12 protein-coding genes are annotated in these 23,574 nt (G+C 74.3%); 3 read left to right on the forward strand and 9 right to left on the reverse strand.

Translation table 11 applies throughout. The features are described 5' to 3' along the window. Nucleotides 1-345: 345 nt before the first annotated feature. Entirely contained in the window at nucleotides 346-906 is a 561-nt protein-coding gene (locus BLR33_RS27790; protein ID WP_093787391.1) for a MarR family winged helix-turn-helix transcriptional regulator, read from the reverse strand. Nucleotides 907-1,053: 147 nt separating this feature from the next. Between BLR33_RS27790 and BLR33_RS27795 the strand changes: the two genes are divergently transcribed. After that, a complete protein-coding gene (locus BLR33_RS27795) occupies nucleotides 1,054-2,355 on the forward strand; it encodes an MFS transporter (protein WP_093787392.1) in 1,302 nt (433 codons plus the stop codon). 120 nt (nucleotides 2,356-2,475) lie between these two features. On the opposite strand, the gene BLR33_RS27800 is transcribed toward BLR33_RS27795, so the two are convergent. Then, nucleotides 2,476-4,158 (reverse strand): ATP-binding SpoIIE family protein phosphatase, encoded by a 1,683-nt coding sequence (locus BLR33_RS27800; protein ID WP_093787393.1) that lies wholly within the window; start codon nucleotides 4,156-4,158, stop codon nucleotides 2,476-2,478. Between the two features lie 112 nt (nucleotides 4,159-4,270). Continuing rightward, the gene (locus BLR33_RS27805; protein ID WP_093787394.1) at nucleotides 4,271-5,635 is read right to left on the reverse strand and encodes an NAD(P)/FAD-dependent oxidoreductase; all 1,365 of its coding nucleotides are present in this window, start codon (nucleotides 5,633-5,635) and stop codon (nucleotides 4,271-4,273) included. 302 nt (nucleotides 5,636-5,937) lie between these two features. On the opposite strand from BLR33_RS27805, the gene BLR33_RS27810 reads away from it, so the two are divergent. After that, nucleotides 5,938-6,738: a TetR/AcrR family transcriptional regulator gene (locus BLR33_RS27810; protein ID WP_093787395.1), complete on the forward strand. Its 801-nt coding sequence runs from the start codon at nucleotides 5,938-5,940 to the stop codon at nucleotides 6,736-6,738. Nucleotides 6,739-6,921: 183 nt separating this feature from the next. Then, nucleotides 6,922-9,018, forward strand: a complete 2,097-nt coding sequence (locus tag BLR33_RS27815; protein ID WP_245771717.1) for a sigma-70 family RNA polymerase sigma factor — start codon at nucleotides 6,922-6,924, stop codon at nucleotides 9,016-9,018. A 210-nt stretch (nucleotides 9,019-9,228) separates the two neighbouring features. Here BLR33_RS27815 and BLR33_RS27820 read toward each other — a convergent pair whose 3' ends face one another. The 6 genes from BLR33_RS27820 to BLR33_RS27845 all read right to left on the reverse strand — a co-directional run bounded on the left by BLR33_RS27820 (nucleotide 9,229) and on the right by BLR33_RS27845 (nucleotide 23,442). Then, the gene (locus BLR33_RS27820) at nucleotides 9,229-9,945 is read right to left on the reverse strand and encodes a DsbA family oxidoreductase (RefSeq protein WP_093787396.1); all 717 of its coding nucleotides are present in this window, start codon (nucleotides 9,943-9,945) and stop codon (nucleotides 9,229-9,231) included. Nucleotides 9,946-10,563: 618 nt separating this feature from the next. Then, nucleotides 10,564-14,100 (reverse strand): BTAD domain-containing putative transcriptional regulator, encoded by a 3,537-nt coding sequence (locus tag BLR33_RS36410; RefSeq protein ID WP_407639730.1) that lies wholly within the window; start codon nucleotides 14,098-14,100, stop codon nucleotides 10,564-10,566. A 602-nt stretch (nucleotides 14,101-14,702) separates the two neighbouring features. Then, entirely contained in the window at nucleotides 14,703-18,011 is a 3,309-nt protein-coding gene (tmk, locus tag BLR33_RS27830; protein ID WP_093787397.1) for a dTMP kinase, read from the reverse strand. Between the two features lie 176 nt (nucleotides 18,012-18,187). Beyond that, nucleotides 18,188-21,007: a type I DNA topoisomerase gene (topA, locus tag BLR33_RS27835; protein ID WP_093787398.1), complete on the reverse strand. Its 2,820-nt coding sequence runs from the start codon at nucleotides 21,005-21,007 to the stop codon at nucleotides 18,188-18,190. 397 nt (nucleotides 21,008-21,404) lie between these two features. Beyond that, on the reverse strand, nucleotides 21,405-21,803 hold the full coding sequence (locus BLR33_RS27840) for a DUF2752 domain-containing protein (protein ID WP_093787488.1): 399 nt from the start codon (nucleotides 21,801-21,803) through the stop codon (nucleotides 21,405-21,407). 133 nt (nucleotides 21,804-21,936) lie between these two features. Next, nucleotides 21,937-23,442 (reverse strand): DUF7059 domain-containing protein, encoded by a 1,506-nt coding sequence (locus BLR33_RS27845; protein WP_093787489.1) that lies wholly within the window; start codon nucleotides 23,440-23,442, stop codon nucleotides 21,937-21,939. Between the last annotated feature and the right edge of the window lie 132 nt (nucleotides 23,443-23,574).

Genomic DNA, 23,574 nt, shown 5'->3' on the forward strand with positions numbered 1-23,574 from the left:
CCACCGTCACCGGCGCCCTCCGGGCTTTCCCTTCGTTGTGTCTCCGACTCTATCAGACCCTTTTCAGTGCCTGATCCCCGGTCAGCGGGGTTTGTCTTTCCGGCTGTTGGGCCGTTCCGACGAGTGAGACTTTAGCGGACCTCGTCCCGCCGGGCCAAATCGGCTGGCGCTCCGAATATCCACCACCCATTCCGAAAAAACGCACGACGAAACGCGTGCACACCGGAGCGCGCATCGTGTCGTAGAGGTTCTGCGGGATGGCTGCCCGGGGACCGACCAAGATCGGCGCTCACGTCAGACAGCTCGAAGGACATTACGCAGGGGCGGGGCCGGTGTCAAGCCCCGTCAGTCGAGGTCTTCCAGTCGGCCGCCGGCATCGGGCTGGGAGGACTCCACACGGCGCAGCAGGCGGGTGAGGATCTCGCCGAGTGCGGCCCGTTCGACGGGGGTGAGGTCCTGCAGCAGCTCGTCCTCGAAGGCCGCGGCCAGTCGCATGGTCTGGAGCCACTTCTCGCGGCCCTCGTCGGTGAGCTCCACGATGACCCGGACCCGGTTGGCCTCGTCGCGGTCCCGCGTGACCAGGCCCTCGGCGACCATCCGGTCGATGCGGTGGGTCATCGCGGCCGGGGTGAGACCGAGCCGCTTGGCGAGGTCGCCGGGGCCGAGCCGGTACGGCCGGCCGACGACCACGAGGGCCTTGAGGACCTCCCACTCGGAGTTGCTGATGCCGAGGTCGACGAGCTGGCGGCCGTAGGCGACGTTCATCCGGCGGTTGAGCCGTCCGAGTGCCGTGACGACCTTCTCGACCTGCGGATCGACCTCCGGGAACTCGCGCTGGTACGCGGCGATCTGCTCGTCGAGGTCCAGCTCCTGGGGGGCTCCGGGGGAGCCCGCGGCAGCGGTCATGTCCCGAGTATGACACGGAAGGCCATTGCACTAAAGCCCTTCGGTGTGTAGTCTTCAACAAGAAACTTTATCTCTGAAGTCTTCAGGTCGAAGAGGTCCGGATCGGAACCTGACGGCCTGAGGGCTTCACGACCTGGAGAGGTGAGCGTGACCACCGCGATGGGCGCAGCACTGCGCCGGATCCAGTTGGGGAACGCGCTGAGCGCGTTCGGCAACGGCTTCACCGTGCCCTTCACGTTTGTGTACGTGTCGCAGGTGCGGGGGCTGGGTGCCGGTACGGCGGGCGCGGTGCTGGCGATGTTCGCCGTCGCCGCGCTGCTGGTGCTGCCCTTCACCGGTCGGGCCATCGACCGTCGCGGTCCTGTCCCCGTGGCCGTGGCCAGCACCGTGCTGGCCGCGTCCGGTTCGCTGGGCCTGGGCCTGTCCGGCAGCGAGGCCGGGGTGATCGCAGCCGCGGGCGCGCTGGGTGCGGGCATAGCCGTGGTGCAGCCCGCGCTGGCGACCATGATCGTGTGGTGCTCCACCGCGGCCACCCGCTCGCGGGCCTTCGCCGTGCAGTTCTTCCTGAACAACCTGGGGCTCGGCGTGGGTGGCCTGATCGGCGGCCTGATCGTGGACACCGCGCACCCGGGCTCGTTCATCCGGCTCTTCGCCATCGAGGCGGCGATGTTCCTGGTGCTGGGTGCGGTGGTCGCCACCGCGCGGGTGCCGGGCGTGTCGCGGGCCGCGGTGGCGCGCTCGGGAGCCGCCAAGGCGACCGGCGGCGGCTGGCGGACGCTGCTGCGGGACCGGGCGATGGTGATGGTCTGTGTGCTGGGCTTCGTGATGTTCTTCGCGTGCTACGGGCAGTTCGAGTCGGGGCTGTCGGCGTTCGCGGTGGAGGTCACGCACATCTCGCCGGCCACGCTGGGCGCCGCGCTCGCGGCGAACACCGCGGTGATCGTGGTGGCGCAGTTCGTGGTGCTGCGGCTGGTCGAGTACCGGCGGCGCAGCCGGGTGATCGCGGCGGTGGGCCTGGTGTGGACGGTGGCGTGGCTGGCCGCGGGCGCTTCGGGTGTGGTGCAGGGCAGCCATGCGATGGCCGTGGCGGCGATCATCTCCACGTACGCGCTCTTCGGCCTGGGCGAGGCGATGCTGGCTCCGACGGTGAACCCGCTGGTGGCCGACCTGGCGCCGGAGCGGATGGTGGGCCAGTACAACGCGGCGTTCGCGCTGGTGAAGCAGTTGGCGCTGGCGCTGGGTCCGGCGGTGGCGGGGGTGATCGCGGCCGCGGGGGCGTACGAGGCGTACATCGTGATGCTGGTGCTGTGCTCGCTGGCGATATCCGTGACGGCGCTGCGGATGGCGCGGCGACTCACCCCCGCGCAGGACGCTCCGTGGCACGGTTCGCGGGTGGTGGCGCAGGTCGTGCATCCCGAGCCGGCGGCCCAGGCCGAGGCGGGCTGCTGAGGCCGTCCGCCGAGGCAGGGGCTCCGAGGGCCGTCGCCCTCGCGAGCCTGTGCCTCGGCGGCTGTTCGGCCGGCGTAGTGGAGTCGGGACGTCGGTCCGGTGCGCTGTCGCCGGGTGCGGCTACTCCGGAAGGGTGAATTCGCACCAGACGGCCTTGCCGCCGCCGGGCGTGCGGCGCGAGCCCCAGTTGGCGGCGATCGTCGCGACGATCGAGATGCCGCGCCCGGTCTCGTCGCCCGGCTCGGCCTTGCGGCGGCGGGGCAGGTGCTCGTCGCCGTCGGTGACCTCGATGATCAGGCGGCGGTCGGTGCGGCGCAGCCGCAGGCGCATCGGCGGGGTGCCGTGCTGGAGCGAGTTGGCGACGAGTTCGCTGGCGGCCAGGACGCCGAGGTCGCGCAGTTCGACCGGGAATCGCCAGGAGGCGAGGACACCCTGGGCGAAAGCACGGGCGCGGGGTGCGGCCTCCACTCCGCCGAGGAGGTCGAGGGAGGCGTTGCGGAAGAGTTCGGCGTCGGGACCGGTGTGGTCGGGGTACTGCAGGACGAGGACGGCGACGTCGTCGTCGTGTTCGGAGGTGACGCCGAGCGAGCGCAGCAGCCGGTCGCAGATGACCTGGGGCGAGCCGGTGGCACCGGCCAGGGCGCGGGTGAGGGCGGCCACGCCCACGTCGATGTCCTGGTCGCGGCGTTCGATGAGGCCGTCGGTGTAGAGGACGGCGGTGCTGCCCGGACCGAGCGGGAGGGTGCCGGAGGTGTGCATCCAGCCGCCGGTGCCGAGGGGCGGCCCGGTGGGTTCCTCGGTGCGGTGCACGGTGCCGTCCGGGTCGCGGACGAGAATCGGCAGGTGGCCGGCGCTGGCGTAGGTGAGGCGGCCCTCGCTGGGGTCGTGCACGGCGTAGACGCAGGTGGCGATCTGGGTGGCGTCGATCTCGGAGGCGAGGCCGTCGAGCAGTTGGATGACCTCGTGGGGTGGCAGGTCGAGGCGGGCGTAGGCCCGTACGGCGGTGCGCAGTTGGCCCATCACGGCGGCGGCGCGCACCCCGCGGCCCATGACGTCGCCGATGACCAGGGCGGTGCGGCCGGCGCCGAGGGTGATCACGTCGTACCAGTCGCCGCCGACGGCCGCGTCGGTGCCGCCGGGCTGGTAGGTGGCGGCGACGCGCAGGTCGTCGGGTTGTTCGAGTTCCTGGGGCAGCAGGCTGCGTTGGAGGGTGACGGCGGTCTCGTGCAGCCGCCGCTCGCTCTCGCGCAGCCGCTCGGCGGACTGCACCTGGTCGGTGACGTCGGCGCCGAAGACGAGGACGCCGCGGTGCTCGGGGTCGGGCTCGCCGGCCTGGACGGGGGTGCAGGTGAAGGTGAAGTAGCCGGAGCGGGCGGGGGCGCCGGCCTCGGGCCAGGAGACTTTGCGGGCCTTGACGGTGCGGGGGCGGCCGCTGCGGTGGACCTGGTCCATGAGCGGCAGCAGGCCGAGTTCGTCGAGTTCGGGCAGGGCCTCGCGGGCGGGGGCGCCGGTGTCGCGGTGGCCGAAGACGTCGGTGTAGGCGTCGTTGACGAAGCGGACCCGGTGGGCGGGGCCGCGGGTGACGGCGATCAGGGCGGGCAGCCGGCTGAGGACGAGGCGGACGGACTTCTCCCCCGCGCTGGGGGCGTCACCGGCCGGCGGGTGGCCGTCTGCCGTGGCGGGTGTGCCGCCCGGCGCGGTGATGCTGCCGGCTGCGGGGTCGGCGGCTTGGGCGCGCGCTGCGGGTACGGCAGTGCGTCGCTGTGTTCCGGGGAGCCGGCCGCTCCAGCGCGTCAGGTTCAAACGTCCGATTCCTCGTATTTGTCACTCTTTGGTAGCGCGGTTGCACGCGTGGTCACCTGCCCAGTGTGGCCGAATCGAGGCCCGAGCGGGAATCGCGCCCGGCCGGGCGGGGTCAGGAGCGGTCCGGCTCGCCGCCCGGACCGGCCGCCAGTTCGAACTCGGCGCGCGGGTGTTCCAGCGAGCCGAGGGAGACGATCTCGCGCTTGAAGAGCCCGGCCAGTATCCATTCGGCGAGCACCCGCGCCTTGCGGTTCAGTGTCGGCATCCGGCCGAGGTGGTAGAGCCGGTGCACGACCCAGGCCGGGTAGCCCTTCACGGCCCGCCCATGGATGTAGGCAACACCCTTGTGCAGGCCGAGCGAGGCCACCGAGCCCGCCGAGGCGTGCCGGTAGTCGGTCAGGGGGCGGCCGCGCAGGGTGGCCACGAGGTTGTCGGCGAGCACCCTGGACTGGCGTACGGCGTGCTGGGCATTGGGCGCGCACTCGGCGCCGGGCGGGTCGGCGGTCAGGTCGGGCACGGCGGCCGCGTCGCCGGCCGCCCAGACACAGTCGGTGCCCTCCACCAGGAGGGTGGCGGCCGTGCGCAGCCGCCCCCGGCCGGTCACCGGCAGTCCGGTCCCGGCCAGCAGCGGCGCCGGGCGGACGCCCGCGGTCCACACCAGGGTGCGGGTCGGCAGCCGGTCGCCGTCGGAGAGCGTGGCGATGCGTCCCTCGCAGGAGGCGAGCCGGGTCTGCAGCCGGATGTCGACGTTGCGCCCGCGCAGTTCGCGCAGCGCGTACCGGCCGAGTTCCTCGCCGACCTCGGGCAGGATGTGGTCGGACGCCTCGACGAGCACCCAGCGCAGGTCGTCCTCGGCCACGTTGTGGTAGTAGCGCACGGCGTAGCGGGCCATGTTCTCCAGCTCGGCCAGGGCCTCCACCCCGGCGTAGCCGCCGCCGACGACGACGAAGGTCAGGGCGGCCTCGCGGACCTCGGCGTCGCGGGTGGAGGAGGCGATGTCGAGCTGTTCGAGCACGTGGTTGCGCAGTCCGATCGCCTCCTCGACGGTCCTGAAGCCGATGCCGTGGTCGGCGAGTCCGGGCACCGGCAGGGTGCGCGAGACCGAGCCCGGGGCGAGCACCAGGTGGTCGTAGGGGATCTCCAGGTCGTTGCCGCCCCCTTCCTTGGTGGCCAGGGTGGCGACGGTGGCGCGGCGTTCGGCGTGGTCGACCGCGCGGGCCTCGCCCGCCACGATCCGGCAGCCGGCGAGCACCCGGCGCAGGGGGACGACGACGTGCCGGGGGGAGATCGAGCCTGCGGCGGCCTCGGGCAGGAAGGGCTGGTAGGTCATGTACGGCTGCGGTTCGACGACGACGATCTCCGCCTCGCCGCGCTTGAGCTTCCGCTGGAGCCGCAGGGCCGTATACATCCCGACATAACCGCCGCCGATGACGAGAATACGCGGCGTGCTCGCCCGGGCCATCGCTGCTGACTCCATCGTCATTGCTCCATGACGCAATGGACTCCGGCTGTTTGTCCACAGGGCGGACACGGGCGATTCCCGGTGATCGCCGTGCGCCCAGGTCGGCGGCCCGGAACCGCCGTGCGGGACGGGCGGTTCGCGGCACCGGCGCGGGGGCGCGCGGACCGGCGCGCGCCGCGGCGCAAGCCGCCCTCTTCTTTCTTGACGCGGGCTCAACTATGTTCGTATCTCGTACTACCGCGCTCCGTGCGCGGCGATCTTCGCAATGGGTGGGGAGTCTCCGGGGGGAGACATTGGATTTACCGGGGGATGGACAAATGCACATGCAGGACTCTCAGCGCACCACGACTGTCGGCGCGGACGGGCGCGGCGTTGCCGCCCGCCCGGCCCCGCTGCGGGTGGACGCCCAGCGCAACCTGGAGCACGTACTGCGTGCGGCCCGTGAGGTCTTCGGCGAGCTGGGCTACGGCGCGCCGATGGAGGACGTGGCCCGCCGGGCGCGCGTCGGCGTCGGCACCGTCTACCGCCGCTTCCCGAGCAAGGACGTACTGGTCCGCCGGATCGCGAAGGAGGAGACCGCGCGGCTGACCGAGCAGGCGCGTACCGCGCTCGGCCAAGAGGACGAGGCGTGGTCGGCACTCGCCCGCTTCCTGCGCACCTCGGCCGCCTCGGGCGCCGGGCGGCTGCTGCCGCCGCAGGTACTGCGGGTGGACGGCGCACCCGCCACGGCGAGCGCCGTGGAGGCGGCGCGGGTGCCCACGCAGCGCACGCCGGTCGCCGTCGCCGCGGGCGGCCCGACCGCCGTGGCCGGCCTGACCCTTCAGGCCGACCGCCGCGCCGACATCGCCGGGCGCGAGACCCACCCGGACGACGACGGGGTGGACACCCTGCTCGACGTCGTCGGACAGCTCGTGGACCGGGCGCGCGCGGCCGGCGAGCTGCGCGGGGACGTCTCGGTGGCCGACGTGCTGCTCGTCATCGCCGCGGCCGCGCCCGCAGTGCCCGACGCGGCCCAGCACGCCGCCGCCTCCGGGCGGCTGCTCGACATCCTGCTGGAGGGCCTGCGCTCGCGCCCTTCCTGCGTCCACAAGGGGGCGAGCGACGGGGCCCACTCCTGAGCCGGACCTCCGCGGCCCCTCCCGTACCGGGCCCTCGGGGTCGTCTCCCAGCCGCGGTCGCAACTCTTTCGGGTGACGCCTGATCGAGCGCACGTGGAGGAACTGTGAACGGTCTGCCCACGGACGTGTGGTTCCGACCGATCACCCGACTTCGGGCATCCGCCGTGTGTCAGGCTTTCCTCCGTGGATGAGGCAAACGGGGGTTCCGGCTCCGCATCGGTGGATCCGGACACCGGCGACGGCGTGCCGCCGCGCAGGGTTCCGGGGCAGCGCGATCCGATCGCACGCGCCGACCCCGCAGCGCCCGGCGCCGCCCCGGACGCCGACGCGGCACCCGCCGCCACCGACCCGGCCGGCCCGGGGTCCGGCACCGCCACCGACGCGGTGCCGGACCCCGCGACCGCGCCCGGCGGAACCGTTCCGGCACAAGGACCGCTCCGGTCCGCGGCGCCCGCCGACGCCGACCGGCTGCCCGGCCACCCCGCACCCGGCCCGGGCCCTGATCCGGAGGCTCCGCAGGCCGCCGCGCCCACCGCCGAGGCCGCCCTGTCGGACACCGAACTCGTCGACCTGGTCCGGGCCGGCCGCGACAGCGCCTATGAGGAGCTGTATCGCCGGCACGCCGAGGCCGTCCGGCGGTACGCGCGTACCTGCTGCCGCGACGCCCACACCGCCGAGGACCTCACCGGCGAGGTCTTCGCCCGCACTCTGCAGGCCATCCGCGGCGGCAGCGGCCCGCAGACCGCGGTACGCGCCTACCTGCTCACCACCGTCCGCCGGGTCGCCGCCACCTGGAGCAACACCGCCCGCCGCGAGCACCTGGTCGAGGACTTCGCGGTCTTCGCCGTCACCGCGGCCGGCACCACCGCCACCGAGGAGAACGCCGACGTCGGCGCCGACGTACGGGCCATGCACGAGGCCGAGCGGTCGCTGGCCATCCGCGCCTTCCGCACGCTGCCCGAGCGCTGGCAGACGGTGCTGTGGCACACCGCGGTGGAGGACGAGTCGCCCAGCGAGATCGCTCCGCTGCTCGGTCTCACGCCCAACGCCACCGCGGTGCTCGCCCACCGCGCCCGCGAGGGCCTGCGCCAGGCGTACCTGCAGGCACACGTGAGTTCCACGCTCACCGGCGACGACGCCTGCGCCCGCTTCGCCGACCGGCTCGGCGCCCACGCCCGCGGCGGCCTGCGGATGCGCGCGGACCGCGAGCTGAACCGGCACCTGAAGGAGTGCGAGCGCTGCACGGCCGCCTCCCTGGAGCTGGCCGACCTCAACTCGGCGCTCAAGGGGCTGCTGCCGGTCGCGTTCATCGGCTGGTTCGCCGCCGTCTACGCCACCAAGGCCGCCGGGATCGTGGTCGCCGGAGGTGCTGCCGCGGCGACGGCCGCGGGCGGGGCGGCCGCTGCCGCCTCGGGCTCCGGCGGCAGCACGGCGGCCGCCGGCGGGGCCGCGAGCGAAGGGCTCGGCGCGCCGGCGAAGGCCGGGATCGTCGCGGGCGTGGTGGCCGCGGCCGCCGCGGCCGCGGTCGCCTTCGCGCTCACCGGCGGGCACGGCAAGCCGCCGGCGAAGCCGCACGCCCAGCCGTCGGCGCCGGTGACCGTCGCCGCGGTGCCGCCCGCCCCCAAGCCGCACCCGAGCGCCAAGCCCCCGGCCGCACCGCCGCCCCCGCCGCCGGCGAGCCCGAAGCCCACGCCGGCGGCCACCACGGCAGCGCCGACTCCGAAGCCGACGCACAAGCCGCCTGCCCGGCCCACGCCGAAGCCGACGACTCCCGAGCCGACACCGACCCGGACCACGGCTCCTCCCCCACCGCCTCCGCCGCCCCCTCCGCAGGCGTACCAGGTCAACTCACTGCCCACCGAGCTGTTCGGGCAGAGCACCGACAGCCCCGCGATCGTGCCGACCGGCCTGGGCAACTGGTGGTGGGACCGCACCGACCCGAGCGTGGGCGGCACGACGTACGCGCACGGCATCACCGTGCACGCGCCCTCCACGGTGACCATCGCGCTCAACCGGGCCTGCGTCGCCTACGACGCGAAGGCCGGCGTCGACGACCTCATCCGCGCGGCCGGGCCGCTCAGTTCGGTCGTCTTCAGCGTCTACGGCGACGATGCCCCGCTGTGGTCCTCGGCGCCGCTGCGGGCCGGGGACGCGGCCGTGCCGGTCCACGTCGGGCTGAAGGGCGTCAAGACGATGAAGCTCGTGGTCACCCCGCAGAGCGGGAGCTTCGCTTTCGCGAACCTCGCCGACTGGGCGGACTCGGTGATCACCTGCGAGTGAGGCCCGAGGCCGCGGGCAGCACGGCCCGCAGCCTCTGGCGCCGGACGGACGTCGGCCGGGTATCGACCGCGGACCGGCTGAGGCACTGAGCGGACGTCGGTATGTCGGTCACGGGCAAGGCCCTGGCTCTGCTGGGCCGGTTCGACCGGGTACCGCCCAGGACACTGATCGGACACCGGCCTGGGCGCTGAACGGGACGGGCCGGAGCCGTCAGGCCGTGGCAGCGGGCCGCTCGACGGGGACCTCGCAGACGCCGTCCGCGCACGCGTCGGCGTCGGCCGGTGCCTCCACTGCCGCGGTCTCCTTGGCGACCTGCTCCAGGACGCGCAGGAAGGTCGAGGTCTCCTGGCCGCCCTGTACCGCCCACTGGCCCTCGAAGACGAAGGTCGGCACCGCGGTGATGCCGAGGCTGCGGGCCTCGTCGAGGTCGGCGAGCACCTCATCCGTCAGCGCGTCGCCGGCGAGGAACGCGGCGGCCGCGTCCCGGTCCAGGCCCGCCGCCGCGGCCGCGTCCGCCAGCTGGGCGGGGTCGCCGATGTCCATGCCCTCGCCGAAGTGGTCGGTCATGAGGCGGGTCTTGAGCCGGGCCTGCGCGGCCGGGCCGTACTCGTCCAGCGCGAAGCGCATGAGGCGGTGGGCGAGCAGGGAGTTGTTCTCCAGCACCGTGTCGAAGTCGAAGGTGACGCCCTCGGCCGCGCCGAGCTTGGCCAGGCGGTCGTCCATGGCCACAGCCTGCGGGCCGAACTTCTTGGCCAGCACCTCGCGGTGCGGGCGCGGCTCCGCGGGCGCGCCGGGCTCGAGCTGGAAGGGCCGGTAGACGACCTCGACCGCATCGCCCTGCGGGAAGGCGGCCAGCGCCCGCTCGAAGCGGGACTTGCCGAGGTGGCACCACGGGCACGCGATGTCCGACCAGATCTCGACCTTCACGGTTTCACTCCCGGGTGTGCACGGCGATCGATCCGCAAGGGTAAGCATGGCCGCGGTGGCGGCGTATTCCCGGGGCGGGGCTTGGGCCCTGGCCGGGGCCGAGGCCGGAGCGAGGCCTCGGCCGGAGCGAGGCGGGGCGGGCCAGGGGCCGAGGCGGGGGCCGAACACGGGGCTCGGGCGGGACAGGGCCGAAGCCTGGGGTCTGTGGCCAGGCGGGGGGGTCGGGTCGAGCCGGAGGCGGGGCCTGAGCGACTCGGATTGGCCAGGGCGGGGCCGACACCAGAACCGGGGCCTGGACCGTATGGAGGGCCGAGCGTGGGTCGGCCTCTGCTCCGGGGCCGGGGCGACTCGAACTGGCCGGGGCGGGGCCGACACCAGAACCGCAGGCCTGGGGCCGGGCGTGGGCCGGGCCGGGGGCAGGAGGCCAGGGACGGGGCGAGTCGGAGTGGCTGGGGTGGCCCTGACGGCCCTGGCGCGGCGTCGGCAGGTCGGCGCAGCTTGGGCGCGGCCTTGGCGGGCCTTCGGTGCGGGCAGCCCCGACTCACCTCGGCACCTCCGCCGCAGTCGGCTCGGTGGCCTTGCCGTCTGCCCTCCTTCCCCCTCTGCCCTCCCAGCCCGTCAGGCCGCGGCCCTTGCGCCGAGCAGGGCCGCCGCCTCCTCGGCGGTGAGCCGGGCACCTTCCGCCTCGGCCTCGGCGAAGGCCGCCGCCGGGAGGGCCTTCGCCGCTGCGGTGCGCAGGGCGTCGGCGGCGGACTGCTCGGGGACGGAGCGGGGCAGCGTACCCCGGACGGCGGTACCGGCCGCGCACAGGCACAGGGCGACAGCTGGGTCGCCCATGGCGAGCAGGATCTGCGCGGCCGTGTCGAGCTGGGTAGCGACGACCGGTTCGATGCAGCGCACCTCCAGCGCCAGCCGCAGGCTCCCGGCCACCTGCGCCAGCGCCTCCGGCAGGTCGCCCTCGGCGGCGTGCAGGCGGGCGGCCATGCCCTGGAGCAGGACGTGGAACATCGGCGGCGGTGTGCCCTCGGCCATCCGGCCGACGGCTTGGTCGTAGCTCGCCCGGGCCTCGGCGTAGCGGCCCTGGTGGAGGCGGAATTGGGCGGTCAGGAAGCGGATGTAGGTGCGCGCGTCCAGGACCGCGAAGCGCTCCGCCTCGGTGCCCGCGGCCGCCAGCAGCTCGTCCGCCTCGGCGTACTGGCCGCCTCGGAAGGCGAGTTCGGCGGTGCGGGCGAGCAGGAAGGCGCCCTCGCTGAAGGCGCCGAGCTCGCGGCCGAGCCTGTGGGCGGCCTCGTAGTCGGCCCTGGCGGCCGCGTAGTCGCCGCGGAAGCTGCTGATCTCGCCCCGCGCGCTGTGCACCTGCGCCCTGATCCAGCGGTCGTCCAACCGCGCGACCAGCCGGTCGAGTTCGGCCCGGTCGGCGTCCGTGCGGTCGATCCCGCCGGGCGAGTCCACGGTGACGTGCACGCGCAGCATCAGTGCCGTCGCCACCTCCCAGTCCCCGCCGTGCGTACGGCAGTTGTCGACCACGAGGTCGGAAAGGGCGCGCATCCCGCTGGTGTCGGCGCCGGTGATGTAGCTGGTGAACGGCCAGACCAGGCCGGGGAAGCGGGCCGCCGGCGCACCGCCGTCGCGATAGGCGGCGCTCAGCCGGCGCGCGGCGTCCTTGACTTCCGGCGACGCCCAGTGCGCCTCGGACGCGGCCTCAGCCTGCACGAAGAAGAGCAGCATCCGCAGGTCGGTGCGCGGCCAGAACAGCGGGTCGGCGCGGTCGCGCGGCTCCTCGCCGAGCGCCGCCACCCGGGTCAGCCAACCGGCGGCCTCGTCACGGTAGTTGCGTAGCCACCAGAACCAGCCCATGGCCACGGCGATGGCGAGGGCGGGTGCCTCGTCGCGTTCCTCGACCGCCCGGTGGAGCGCCGCCCGCACATTGTCGAGTTCACTCTCCAGCACCTCGAACCAGCGCAACTGGTCCGCGCCGCGCAGCTTGGCGTCCACGTCCACCACGAGGTCGCGGACGTAAGCGGTGTGCCTGGCCCGGGCCGCCGCCAGCTCGCCGGGCACTTCGCGCGCCCGCTCGGCCGCGTACTCGTGGATCGTCTCCAGCAGCTGGTAACGAGTGCCGCCGACGCGGTCGTGGTCGGCCACCACCAGGGACTTGTCGACCAGTTGGGTCAGCGTGTCCAAGGTGTCCGGGCCGCACACCGCCTCGGCCGCCGCCAGCGTGCAACCGCCGGAGAAGACGCTCAACGCCCGTAGGGCCGCGCGCTCGGCCTCGTCCAGCAGCTCCCAGCTCCAGTCCACCACCGCCCGCAGCCTCTGCTGACGCGGCAGCAGGGTGCGGCTGCCGCCAGTGAGCAGCCGGAACCGGTCGTCCAGCCGGTCGGCGATCTGCCGCGGCGACAGGGCGCGCAGCCGTGCCGCGGCCAGCTCGATGGCGAGCGGCAACCCGTCGAGACGCCGGCAGATCTCCCATGCCGCGGCCGCACCGTCGTCGTGCGGCGAGCCAGCCGCAGGGGCACCAGAGGCGTCCGACCGGTCCGCCGCGCCCGGCACCTGCGGCGCCCCGCCCGGACGCACGGCACCGGCTAGCTCAACGAAAACGCCCTCGCCCGGAGAGCCAACCGCCGGGGCACCAGAGGCGTCCGACGGGCCCGCCACAACCGATATCTGCGGCACCGCACCCGGACGCACGGCACCGGCTGACTCAACGAAAACGCCCTCGCCCGGAGAGCCAACCGCCGGGGCACCAGAGGCGTCCGACGGGCCCGCCGCACCCGATATCTGCGGCACCGCACCCGGGCGCACGGCACGGGCCCGCTCGGCGAAGAGGCGGTACGCCGTCGGGGGCGGCAGCGGCTCCACGGGCCGTACCAACTCTCCCTGTACGCCCAGCGGTTCGCGGCTCGTGGCCAGGACGGTCAGGCCGGGGCAGCGGGCGAGCAACTCCGCGGCGAGGCGGGCGGCGGGCTCAACCAGGTGCTCGCAATTGTCGAGCAGCAACAGCAGGCGGCGCTCGGCGCAGTGCTCGACCAGGCGCTCGACCGGGTCATCGGCGTGCGGTTCGGACGTCAGGGGGTCGCGCCCGGTGCCGAGCACCACAGTGCCGCGGCGGCCGAGCGCGCTCAGCACGGCGTGCGGCACGGCCTCCGGGCTGTCCAGCGGGGCGAGTTCGGCGAGCCACACCCCGTCGGCGTACGCGTCCTGCGCCGCCTCACCCGCTTCCTGTGCCAGGCGGGTCTTGCCCGAGCCGCCCGGACCGGTGAGCGTCACGAGCCGGGCGGCCCGCAAGTCCCCGCGGATGGCGGCGAGTTCGCTCTCGCGGCCCACGAAGCTGGTAAGGCGGGCCCGGAGGTTGCCCCGGCGGGGCCCGCCGGCCACGGTGGGGGCAGCCGGGGCGCCCCGGGTGGCCGCCACTGGTGCCGGCGCTGCTCCTGCCGGAACGGCCAGCAACTCGGCGTGCAGGGCGCGCAACTCCGGCCCCGGATCGGTGCCGAGGGTCTCGGCCAGCGCGGCCCTGGCCTCCTCGTACGCCACCAGCGCGTCAGCCGGGCGCCCTGCCCCCCTCAGCGCCCTGATCAGCTGCGCGTGGAACGGCTCGTCCAGCGGCCGCTCCGCCACCGCCTCCCGCAACGCGGGCAGTACGTCCGCGGCCCGGCCCCGCACCAGATCCGCCTCGAACCGCAGCCGGCGTGCCGCCACACGCTGGGCCTCGGGTCGCGCGGCCGCCGCCTCACGCGCGGGGAGGTCCGCGAACGCCGGACCGCGCCACAGCCCGAGCGCCCGGTCCAGCACCTCCGCGGCGCCGTCCGCACGTCCTTCCCGCAGCGCCGCCTCCCCTTCCGCGAGCAGCGCCTCGAACGCGAACACGTCCACGGCCTCGCGCGCCACGTCCAGCCGGTACCCACCCGGCTCCGAAGCCACCGCCTCCCTTCCCAGCGCCTTCCTCAACCTCGCCACCAGCGCCTGCAGCGCGCCCACCGCATCCGCCGGCGGCTCGTCCGCCCACACGTCGTCCACCAGCACCTGCGGCGCCACCGCCCGTCCGGCCCGCCCCGCCAGCGCGACCAGCAGCGCCCGTATCCGGGCCCCACCGAGCGGCACGGCAACCCCATCCCGCGCCCAAGCAGCCCCGACACCCAGCACCCCGTACCGCACGCCCCCATTCTCCCCCCACGACCCCCACCCCCGAGCCCCCATCCTCAACCTGTGGATAACTCCCCCACATCGAGCAGCAGGCGTCCCTACGGCCGGAAACGGGGGGGGTGGCGCCCGCCGGATTGCCGTCAAGGCGCGCGAGGAACTGCCCGCCCAACGGCTTACCAACCCGCGGCGGCAACAGCGAGGCACAGGCAGACGGGCCTCCGCTCAGGGCGCCGTGCTTACCTCGCAGACGAAGCTCCGGGTAAGGAACTACGCGAGAAGAGACCACCGACCTCGGGACAGCCCACAACCGCACCAGGCAGACGCGCCCCCCGAAAGGGGGCGCGGGGAAGTGCGCGCCATGCCACCGACCGGCCCGGCGGCCGACAACGGCGAGGAGCAGGCAGACGGGCCGCCGCTCAAGGGCGCCGTGGCTGCCTCCCAGACGAAGCTCCGGGGGAGGAACTACGCGCCGCGCCACCGACCAGCCCGGCGGCCGGCAACGGCGGGACCAGGGCAGACCAGTCCCCGAGGGGCGCGGGGAACTGCGCGAGCAACCACCCACCGGCCCGGCGGCCGGAAACGGCGAGGAGCCCAGCGGCGAGTAGCCCCGCGCGTCACCGCGAAGGCGGCTCCTCGTGCGGCCCCAGCAACTCGTCCGCCAGCGACGGCAGATCGTCGAGCGGCGTCTCCTCGGCCCAGGCGGGCCGCGGCCGCCGCGGCGGCTGCCCTGCGCTCGGCAGCTCGCGCGTGCGCTCGTCACCAGTGGACTGCTCGGGCCGGAAGAGCCACGGCGGCACCCGGTCGGTCGGGTCGTCGTCCCGGGCAGTCCCGGCCAGGGGCGGCGGCAGCTCCGTCGTCTCGTCGTCGGCCCCGGCAGCCGGTCCGGAGCCGGACCCCCCGCCGACGGGCGGCACCACGGGCGCCATGACCGTCGTCGTCTCGGACGCCGAGGACCGCGCCTCGGACCCGCCCGGCCCTTCGCCGTCGGACGGCTCGGAGGACTCGGAGGACTCGGACGGTTCCGAGGAGGGCTCCTCGTGCTCGCCGTCCCCGGTCACCGCAGGCAGCACGGCCGTCTCGTCGTTGTCCGAAGGCGGTGGCGCGTCCTGCACGGGCGGGAGAACGGCCGTCTCGTCCTCGGGCTGCACCGCGGGCAGCACAGCGGTCTCCTCGGAGTCGGGGCCGGAGGGCGCCTCCTCCTGCGGACCGTCGGCGTCCGGCACCGCGGGCAGCACCGTCGTCTCGGTGGTGTCCTCGTCCCTGGCGGGCGGGGCGGGTTGAGCGGACCGGGCAGCCGCCGCGGCGGCGTCCCGCTCGGCCTGGGCCGCCCGCTCGGCCTCCGCGGCGGCCGCCCGCGCCCGCTCGGTCCGCAGCAGCGCCTCCTCGGCCTTGCGCTGCTTCTCGCGCCGCTTCTCCTCCGCCTCGGCACGCAGCCGGGCCTGCTCGGCCGCGAGCCGCCGCAGCCGCTCCTGCTCGGCGGCGTGCGCGGCCTCCTCGGCCTCCCGCCGGGCCCGCTCCTCGGCGGCGACCCGCTCCGCCTCCTCAGCGGCGATCCTGGCGGCTTCCGCCTCCTGCGCGGCTTTGCGCTCGGCGATCTCCCGGCGGGCCGCCTCCTCGGCGGCCAGGCGCCGCTCCTCAGCCTCGCGCTGCAGCTTCTCCAGCTGCTCCTGCCGCTCGCGGGCGAGCCGCTCCTCCTCCGCCTTGCGCGCGGCCTCCTCGGCTGCCTTGCGGGCCGCCTCTTCCGCCGCCTTGCGCTCGGCCTCGGCTCGCGCCTGGATCTCCTGCTCGGACAGCGGCAGCATCCGGTCGAGCCGGTGCCGCAGGACGGTGGTGACCTCTTCGGGGTCCTGGCCGGCGTCCACGACGAGGTAGCGCACGGGGTCGGCGGCCGCGAGCGTGAGGAATCCGGCGCGCACGCGCTGGTGGAACTCCGGCGGCTCGGACTCCAGCCGGTCCGGCGCCTCGGTGAAGCGCTCGCGCGCGGCCTCCGGGGAGACGTCCAGGAGCACCGTCAGGTGCGGGACGAGGCCGCCGGTGGCCCAGCGGGAGATGCGGGCGATCTCGGTGGGCGCCAGGTCGCGCCCGGCGCCTTGGTAGGCGACCGAGGAGTCGATGTAGCGGTCGGAGATGACGACGGCGCCGCGCTCGAGTGCGGGCCGCACCACCGTGTCCACGTGCTCGGCGCGGTCGGCGGCGTAGAGCAGCGCCTCGGCGCGGTGCGAGATGCCCGCGGAGGAGACGTCGAGAAGGATCGAGCGCAGCCGCTTGCCGACGGCGGTGGCCCCGGGCTCCCGGGTGACGACGACCTCGTGCCCCTTGGCCCGGATCCACTGGGCCAGGGCGTCGACCTGGGTGGACTTGCCGGCCCCGTCGCCGCCTTCCACCGCGATGAAGAAGCCGCTCATGGCGGGCGCGACGGCGGGCTCGGCGCCGCGCACGGCCTCGCGGAGGTCGCGCCGCAGCGGTACGCCGCTGCGGTCGTCGGTCTTGCCGAGCACCAGGGCGGCGACCGGCAGCAGGAGCGCGCCGACGAGCATCAGCGTGTAGGCGGCGCCGCTGTGGTCGAAGGTGAAGTGGCCGTTCTGCACCCGGTGCGGGCCGATTGCGGCCGCCACCAGGGGCCCGCCGACCGCGGCCACCGCCAGGGCGGCGCGCACCATGGCGTGCAGGTGCTCGACGGTCCGCGACCGGCGCGACTCCTCGGCCTCCAGCTCGATCAGCACGTGCCCGGTGTTCGCGCCGATGCCGGCGGTGATGCCGGCCAGCAGCGAGAGCAGCAGCACGGTGGTCTGGTCGGGGACGATGCCGGTGAGCAGCAGGGCGATGCCGGTCGTGCCCACGGCGACGGCGAACAGCCGCCGGCGGGACAGGCCGGGGAGGGTGCGTGGGGCGATCCGGATGCCGATGACGGTGCCCGCGGTCAGGGCGAGCACCAGCAGCCCGAAGCCGATGGGTCCGAAGCCGAGTGCGGCCGCGTGGAGTACGGCGACGGCGACGGCGACCGCTATGGCGCCGGCCACCGCGGAGACGGCGAGCACCAGGAGCGGCAGCGCGCCGGTCCTGCCGCGCTCGGCACCGGCCGGGCCCTTGGGCAGTCGCAGACCCTGCAGCCAGGAGTGCGGCCGGGCGACGCTGCCGGCGGGCAGTTCCAGGAGGTAGAGGACGGCGATCGAGGACGAGAAGAGGCCGGCCGCCACATAGGAGGCGAGGGCGACCTGGTGCAGGTGGAACCAGTTCGCGCCCACGGCGATCAGGGTGTTGACCAGGGTGACGGCCACCAGGGCGGCCGCGGCCAGCGGCAGGGCGACGAAGCCGGTGCGCAGGTCGAGCCGGTGCAGGGTGGCCAGGTGGTCGGGTGCGGGCCGGACGCTGGTGTCGCCGGGCGGCGGCAGCAGGCCGGGCGCGGCGCCGTCCTTGGCGATGGTCCACAGCCGCTCGGCCAGGCCCGCCGCGAAGGCGGTCGCCAGCAGCCACAGGTGCGCGGAGCCCGGCACCCAGGTGATCCACAGGGGCGCCACGATGAACAGGGCGAGGCGTACGCCGTCGGCGCCGATCATCGTCCAGCGGCGGTCCAGCGGGCCGGTCTCGGAGGTGAGCGCGGTCAGCGGGCCGAAGAGGACGGCGCCGAAGAGCAGGGCGGCGGCGAGGCGCGCGCCCAGCACCGCTGCCGCGGCGAAGGCGAGCGAGCGGTATCCGCCGCCGAAGGCGTGGGCGCCGGCGACGGCCTGGAGGGTGAGCACGAGCAGCACCAGCATGCCCAAGCGGTCGGCGACCGCACCGGTCAGCTGGGCGCTCCAGAGCCTGCGCAGCGCCGGGATCTTCAGCAGGGCCCCCACGGCGCGTTCGCGTGAGTCCGCCGCGAGATCGTCGGCGAAGGCGTCGGTGACGTGCGCGGGCTGCGTCGGCTGCTCGGATCGCGTCATCCTGACAGCCTAGCGCTGCGTGACGACGCGTCCATGCCCGCCCCGAAACGCCTGTGCAACGGTCCGGCGTGCGCTATGCGACCGGGCCCGGGTCCGCGTCCATGGCGGCGGATTCAAGCCTCCATTGCGGCGGGTCCCATACGGCGAAGGGCGTGCGCCGCCTGGTGGAGGCGGCCTCAGTTGCCCGGCTTCTTGGCGGCGGCCTTCTTCGCCGACGAGGCGGTCTTCTTGGCGGGTGCCGCGGTCTTCTTCGCTGCCGTCTTCTTGGCCGCGGTCTTCTTCGCCGGCGCGGCCTTCTTCCTGGCCGGGCGCTTGGCAGGGCCCTTGGCGCGCTTCTCGGCGAGGAGTTCGTAGCCGCGCTCGGGGGTGATGGTCTCCACGTCGTCGTCCCGGCGCAGCGTCGCGTTGGTCTCGCCGTCGGTGACGTAGGGGCCGAAGCGGCCGTCCTTGACGACGACGGGGCGCTCGCTGACCGGGTCGGTGCCCAGCTCCTTGAGCGGCGGCTTGGCGGCCGCCCTGCCGCGCGCCTTGGGCTGCGCGTAGATCGCCAGCGCCTCGTCGAGGGTGATGGTGAACAGCTGCTCCTCGCTCTCCAGGGAGCGCGAGTCGGTGCCCTTCTTCAGGTAGGGCCCGTAGCGGCCGTTCTGCGCGGTGATCTCCACGCCGTCGGGATCGGTGCCGACCACCCGCGGCAGGGACATCAGCCGCAGGGCGTCCTCCAGGGTGACGGTGTCCAGGGACATCGACTTGAAGAGGGAGGCGGTGCGCGGCTTGACGGCGTTCTTGCCCGTCTTGGGCGTGTCCTCGGGGAGCACCTCGGTGACGTAGGGGCCGAAGCGGCCGTCCTTGGCGACGATCGGGCGGCCCGTCTCCGGGTCGGTGCCGAGCGCGAACTCGCCCTTGGGACGGGCGAACAGCTCCTCGGCGAGCTCGACGCTCATCTCGTCGGGCGGCAGGTCCTCGGGGACGTCGGCCCGCTGGTGGCCCTCCTCGCCCTTCTCGCCGCGCTCGACGTAGGGCCCGTAGCGGCCGACCCGCAGCACGATGCCGTCGCCGACGGGGAAGGAGGAGATCTCCCTGGCGTCAATGGCGCCCAGGTCCTCCACGAGCTCCTTCAGGCCGCCCAGGTGGTCGCCGTCGCCGTTGCCGGCCGCGGCGGCCGAGGGCACGGCGTCGGTGTCGCCGCCCTCCTCCGTGCCGAAGTAGAAGCGGCGCAGCCAGGGCACGGGGTGGGCCTCGCCGCGGGCGATGCGGTCGAGGTCGTCCTCCATGGAGGCGGTGAAGTCGTAGTCGACCAGGCGGCCGAAGTGCTTCTCCAGGAGGTTGACCACGGCGAAGGAGAGGAAGGAGGGGACGAGCGCGGTGCCCTTCTTGAAGACGTAGCCGCGGTCCAGGATCGTGCCGATGATCGACGCATAGGTGGACGGGCGGCCGATCTCGCGCTCCTCCAGCTCCTTGACCAGGCTCGCCTCGGTGTAGCGGGCCGGCGGCTTGGTGGAGTGGCCGTCCGCGGTGATCTCCTGGGCGGTCAGCGGGTCGCCCTCGGCGACCTGGGGCAGCCGGCGCTCGCGGTCGTCCAGCTCCGCGTTGGGGTCGTCGGCGCCTTCGACGTACGCCTTGAGGAAGCCGTGGAAGGTGATGATCTTGCCGGAGGCGGAGAACTCGGCGTCCCGGCCGTCCGCGGCGGCGCCGCCGACCCGCACGGTGACGGACTGGCCGACCGCGTCCTTCATCTGGGAGGCGACGGTGCGCATCCAGATCAGCTCGTAGAGCCGGAACTGGTCGCCGGTCAGGCCGGTCTCGGCGGGGGTGCGGAAGCTGTCGCCGGAGGGGCGGATCGCCTCGTGCGCCTCCTGGGCGTTCTTCACCTTGCCGGCGTACACGCGGGGGCGGTCCGGCAGGTAGTCGGCCCCGTAGAGCTGGGTGACCTGGGCGCGGGCGGCGCTGACCGCGGTCTCCGACAGCGTGGTGGAGTCGGTACGCATGTAGGTGATGAAGCCGTTCTCGTACAGCTTCTGGGCGACCTGCATCGTCGCCTTGGCGCCGAAGCCGAGCTTGCGCGAGGCCTCCTGCTGGAGGGTGGTGGTGCGGAAGGGCGCGTACGGCGAGCGGCGGTAGGGCTTGGACTCCACGGAGCGCACGGCGAACTGCGAGTCGGCGAGCGCGGCGGCCAGGGCGCGGGCGTTCTCCTCGTCCAGGTGCAGGACGTCGGCGCCGCTCTTGAGGGCGCCGGTGGAGGCGTCGAAGTCGCGCCCCTGGGCGACGCGGCGGCCGTCCACGGCGACCAGCCGGGCGTTCAGGGTGGAGGGGTCGGACGGGTCGCCCGCGCGGCCGGTGTCGAAGGTGCCAGTCAGGTCCCAGTACGAAGAAGTGCGGAAGGCGATGCGCTCACGCTCGCGCTCGACGACCAGGCGGGTGGCCACCGACTGCACCCGGCCGGCCGACAGCTGCGGCTTGACCTTCTTCCACAGCACCGGGGAGACCTCGTAGCCGTAGAGGCGGTCGAGGATGCGCCTGGTCTCCTGGGCGTCGACCAGCCGCTGGTTCAACTCGCGGGGGTTGCGCACGGCGGCCTGGATGGCGTCCTTGGTGATCTCGTGGAAGACCATCCGGTGCACGGGCACCTTGGGCTTGAGGATCTCCTGCAGGTGCCACGCGATGGCCTCGCCCTCGCGGTCCTCGTCGGTGGCGAGGAAGAGTTCGTCGGATTCCTTCAGGAGATCCTTGAGCTTCTTGACCTGGGCCTTCTTGTCGGCGTTGACGACGTAGATGGGCTGGAAGTCGCTGTCCACGTTCACGCCGAGGCGGGCCCACGGCTGGCCCTTGTACTCCGCCGGCACCTCGGCGGCCCCGTTGGGCAGGTCGCGGATGTGCCCGACGCTGGCCTCGACGACGTATCCAGGGCCGAGGTAGCCCTTGATCGTCTTCGCCTTGGCAGGCGACTCGACGATGACGAGTCGGCGGCCGCCCTGTGCGGTGTCGCGGGTCGGGGACAACTTCGCTCTTCTCTCCGGTTCGAAGGGGTGACGCTGCGGAGTGTGACCGTACCTCCTGGGCCCGTGTCAAACGGGAAAAGTCCGCAACGCCACTCGAACGGTAACCCGATGTACGTTCTATCCACACCGTCGGGGTCCTCATGCAGGCTACGTCGGGTGCGTCGATCGTGCCCGCGTTCCCGGGTTCCCATACGTACGGCCCTGGTGGGCGGGTGGCCGAGACCGGGCCGATGCACGGCGGTGCCCGATCCGCGGGCCATGTGCGCCGAAGGCGGCGCGGACCTGCGGGCTCGTGGGTGTACGGCCCTGGGCGCAATGGTGGCCGGACGGCAGTCGGCGGCCGGCTGTGAACGGCCGGTTCTCGCCGGTGGCGGCCGGTCACCATGGCAGCCGGCCCTCACCACACGTTGCGCACCACTGTCCACACTACGGCCGCCCCCAGCAGCGCGTACTGTGCGCGCGGCGGCACGGCGGGCTTCCAGCGGCGCCCGCGCAGGCCCGCCAGGAGCCAGCGCACGCTGGCCCAGGCGAGCAGCGGGGTCAGGGCGAGGACCAGCGCGTTCTCGTGGAAGGCCCGCACCGGTTCGCCGTGCAGCAGGTCGTAGGCGAGCCGGGTGCTGCCGCAGACGGGGCAGAGCTGTCCGGTCAGCCAGTTGAACGGGCAGCGCGGGAAGAGGTGGCCCGGCTGGTGCGGGTCCGTGCGGTAGAGGTACATCGCCATGGCCGCGCCCACCGCGAGCGTCGCCAGGGGCGCGAGGGCCGGATGGACACCTTTGTGCCCAGGTCCCGCGCCCATGGGTGCGGGGTGCTCGGTGTCGGCTGCGGCGGAGGGCGCGGTGCCAGGGGGCGCCGCGTACCAGCGCCGGCCCTCGTACGGGTGCCGCTCCGGCATCGCGCCGCCTGCCTTCCTCGCCGTTCTTTCAGGGCGGCTATTCCGCCTGATCCACCGGCGACAGAAAACCCTGCTCGACCAGGAGGCGGATCGACTCCGGGGTGCGGTCGCGCAGCACCACGGGGTCCTCGCCCAGCAATTGGGCGATGGCGTCCACGATGCGGCCGGCCGGCAGGGTGCCGTCGCATACCCCGGCGAAGCCCGCGCCCACGGTGTCGACCTTCGTGGCCCGCCGCATGCCGCGCGCGGAGCGCAGGACGACGTGCTCGGGGTCCTCGGCGCCGGGCAGCCCCACCTGCTCCTGCACGACGTCGGGCGCCAGGGTGAAGCGGGCGGCGAGCAGAGCGGCGTCGTCATGGGCGCGCAGGAAGTCGCGCCGGGCGAACCAGTCCGCGATGTGCGGGCCGAGCGGCTGCTCGACCGGGTGGGGCCACTCCTCCGCGGTGACCGCGGGCCGGTCGGCGCCGGACTTGCGCAGGGTGATCCAGCCGAAGCCGATCCCCTCGACCCTGTGCCGCTCGAACTCGTCCAGCCAGGCGTCGTAGCGCTCGACATAGGCGGCCGGGTCGGCGCGGTGGTCGCCGCCGTCGCGCAGCCACAGTTCGGCGTACTGCGCGACGTCCTGCACCTCTCGCTGCACGATCCAGGCGTCGCAGCCGGCGGGCACCCAGGACGCGACGCGCTCGCGCCAGTCCTGGCCTGCCGTGTGCTGCCAGTTGGCCAGCAGCTGGCACCAGCCGCCGTCGGTGAGGTGGTCGGCGCTGGAGCGGACCAGCGCCCGGCACAGGTCGTCGCCGACCATGCCGCCGTCGCGGTAGGTGAACCGCCCGCCGGGCGAGATCACGAACGGTGGGTTGGAGACGATCAGGTCGAAGCGCTCGTCGCCGACCGGTTCGAACAGGCTGCCCTCGCGCAGGTCCGCCTCCCTGGCGCCGGACAGGGCCAGGGTGAGGCGGGCGAAGTGCAGGGCGCGCGGGTTGAGGTCGGTGGCCGTCACCTTGGCGGCGTGCCGGGAGGCGTGCAGGGCCTGGACGCCTGAGCCGGTGCCCAGGTCGAGCGCGCTCGCGACGGGCTCCCTTACTGTCAGGCCGGCCAGCGTCGTGGAGGCGCCGCCGACGCCGAGCACCAGGTCGGCCCGGTCGACTCCGGGGGCGCTGCCGATGCCGCCGGCGCCGCCCACCGAGCAGCCCAGGTCCGAGACGATCCACCAGTCCTCGCCGCCGTCACCGGCGTAGGGGCGTACGTCCACGGTGGCGCGCACCGCGTCGCCGTCCGCGTTCACCCAACCGCCGGCCTCATAGGCGTCGAGGCCCTTGAGGGCGGCGCGGGCCTGGGCGCGGGGCACGGGCTGCTGGAGCAGGAAGAGCCGGACGAGGGTGTCGAGCGGGCTGCCGCCGCGGGTGGCGCGCAGGGCAGGCACGGTCTCGGCGCGGGAGAGCGCCGCGTAGGCGACGGCTCCGAGCAGGTCCAGGCAGCCGTCGGCGGTGAAGTCGGCCGCCTGCAACTCGTCGCGCAGGGCGGCGGCGCCAGCAGGGTCGGGCAGGACCGCGGTGCCGCTCGCGGTGCCGTGCGTCCTGGGAGTGCTGCCGCTGCTCGGGGTGCTCACCCCCTCATTGTCGCGGACCCGCCGGAGGGCCGTCGCAGGGGAGGCGGGGTTCGTTCCTGGGGACTCCGG

Origin of the sequence: Actinacidiphila guanduensis (genome assembly GCF_900103985.1) — a bacterium.
In the GTDB taxonomy this organism is placed as follows: domain Bacteria; phylum Actinomycetota; class Actinomycetes; order Streptomycetales; family Streptomycetaceae; genus Actinacidiphila; species Actinacidiphila guanduensis.

Excerpts from the sequence above, each read along its gene's own strand:
- BLR33_RS27790 (WP_093787391.1), bottom strand. The coding sequence starts at position 906 with ATGACCGCTGCCGCGGGCTCCCCCGGAGCCCCCCAGGAGCTGGACCTC.
- BLR33_RS27805 (WP_093787394.1), bottom strand. The coding sequence starts at position 5,635 with ATGGAGTCAGCAGCGATGGCCCGGGCGAGCACGCCGCGTATTCTCGTC.
- BLR33_RS27810 (WP_093787395.1), top strand. The coding sequence starts at position 5,938 with ATGCACATGCAGGACTCTCAGCGCACCACGACTGTCGGCGCGGACGGG.
- tmk (WP_093787397.1), bottom strand. The coding sequence starts at position 18,011 with ATGACGCGATCCGAGCAGCCGACGCAGCCCGCGCACGTCACCGACGCC.
- BLR33_RS27840 (WP_093787488.1), bottom strand. The coding sequence starts at position 21,803 with ATGGGCGCGGGACCTGGGCACAAAGGTGTCCATCCGGCCCTCGCGCCC.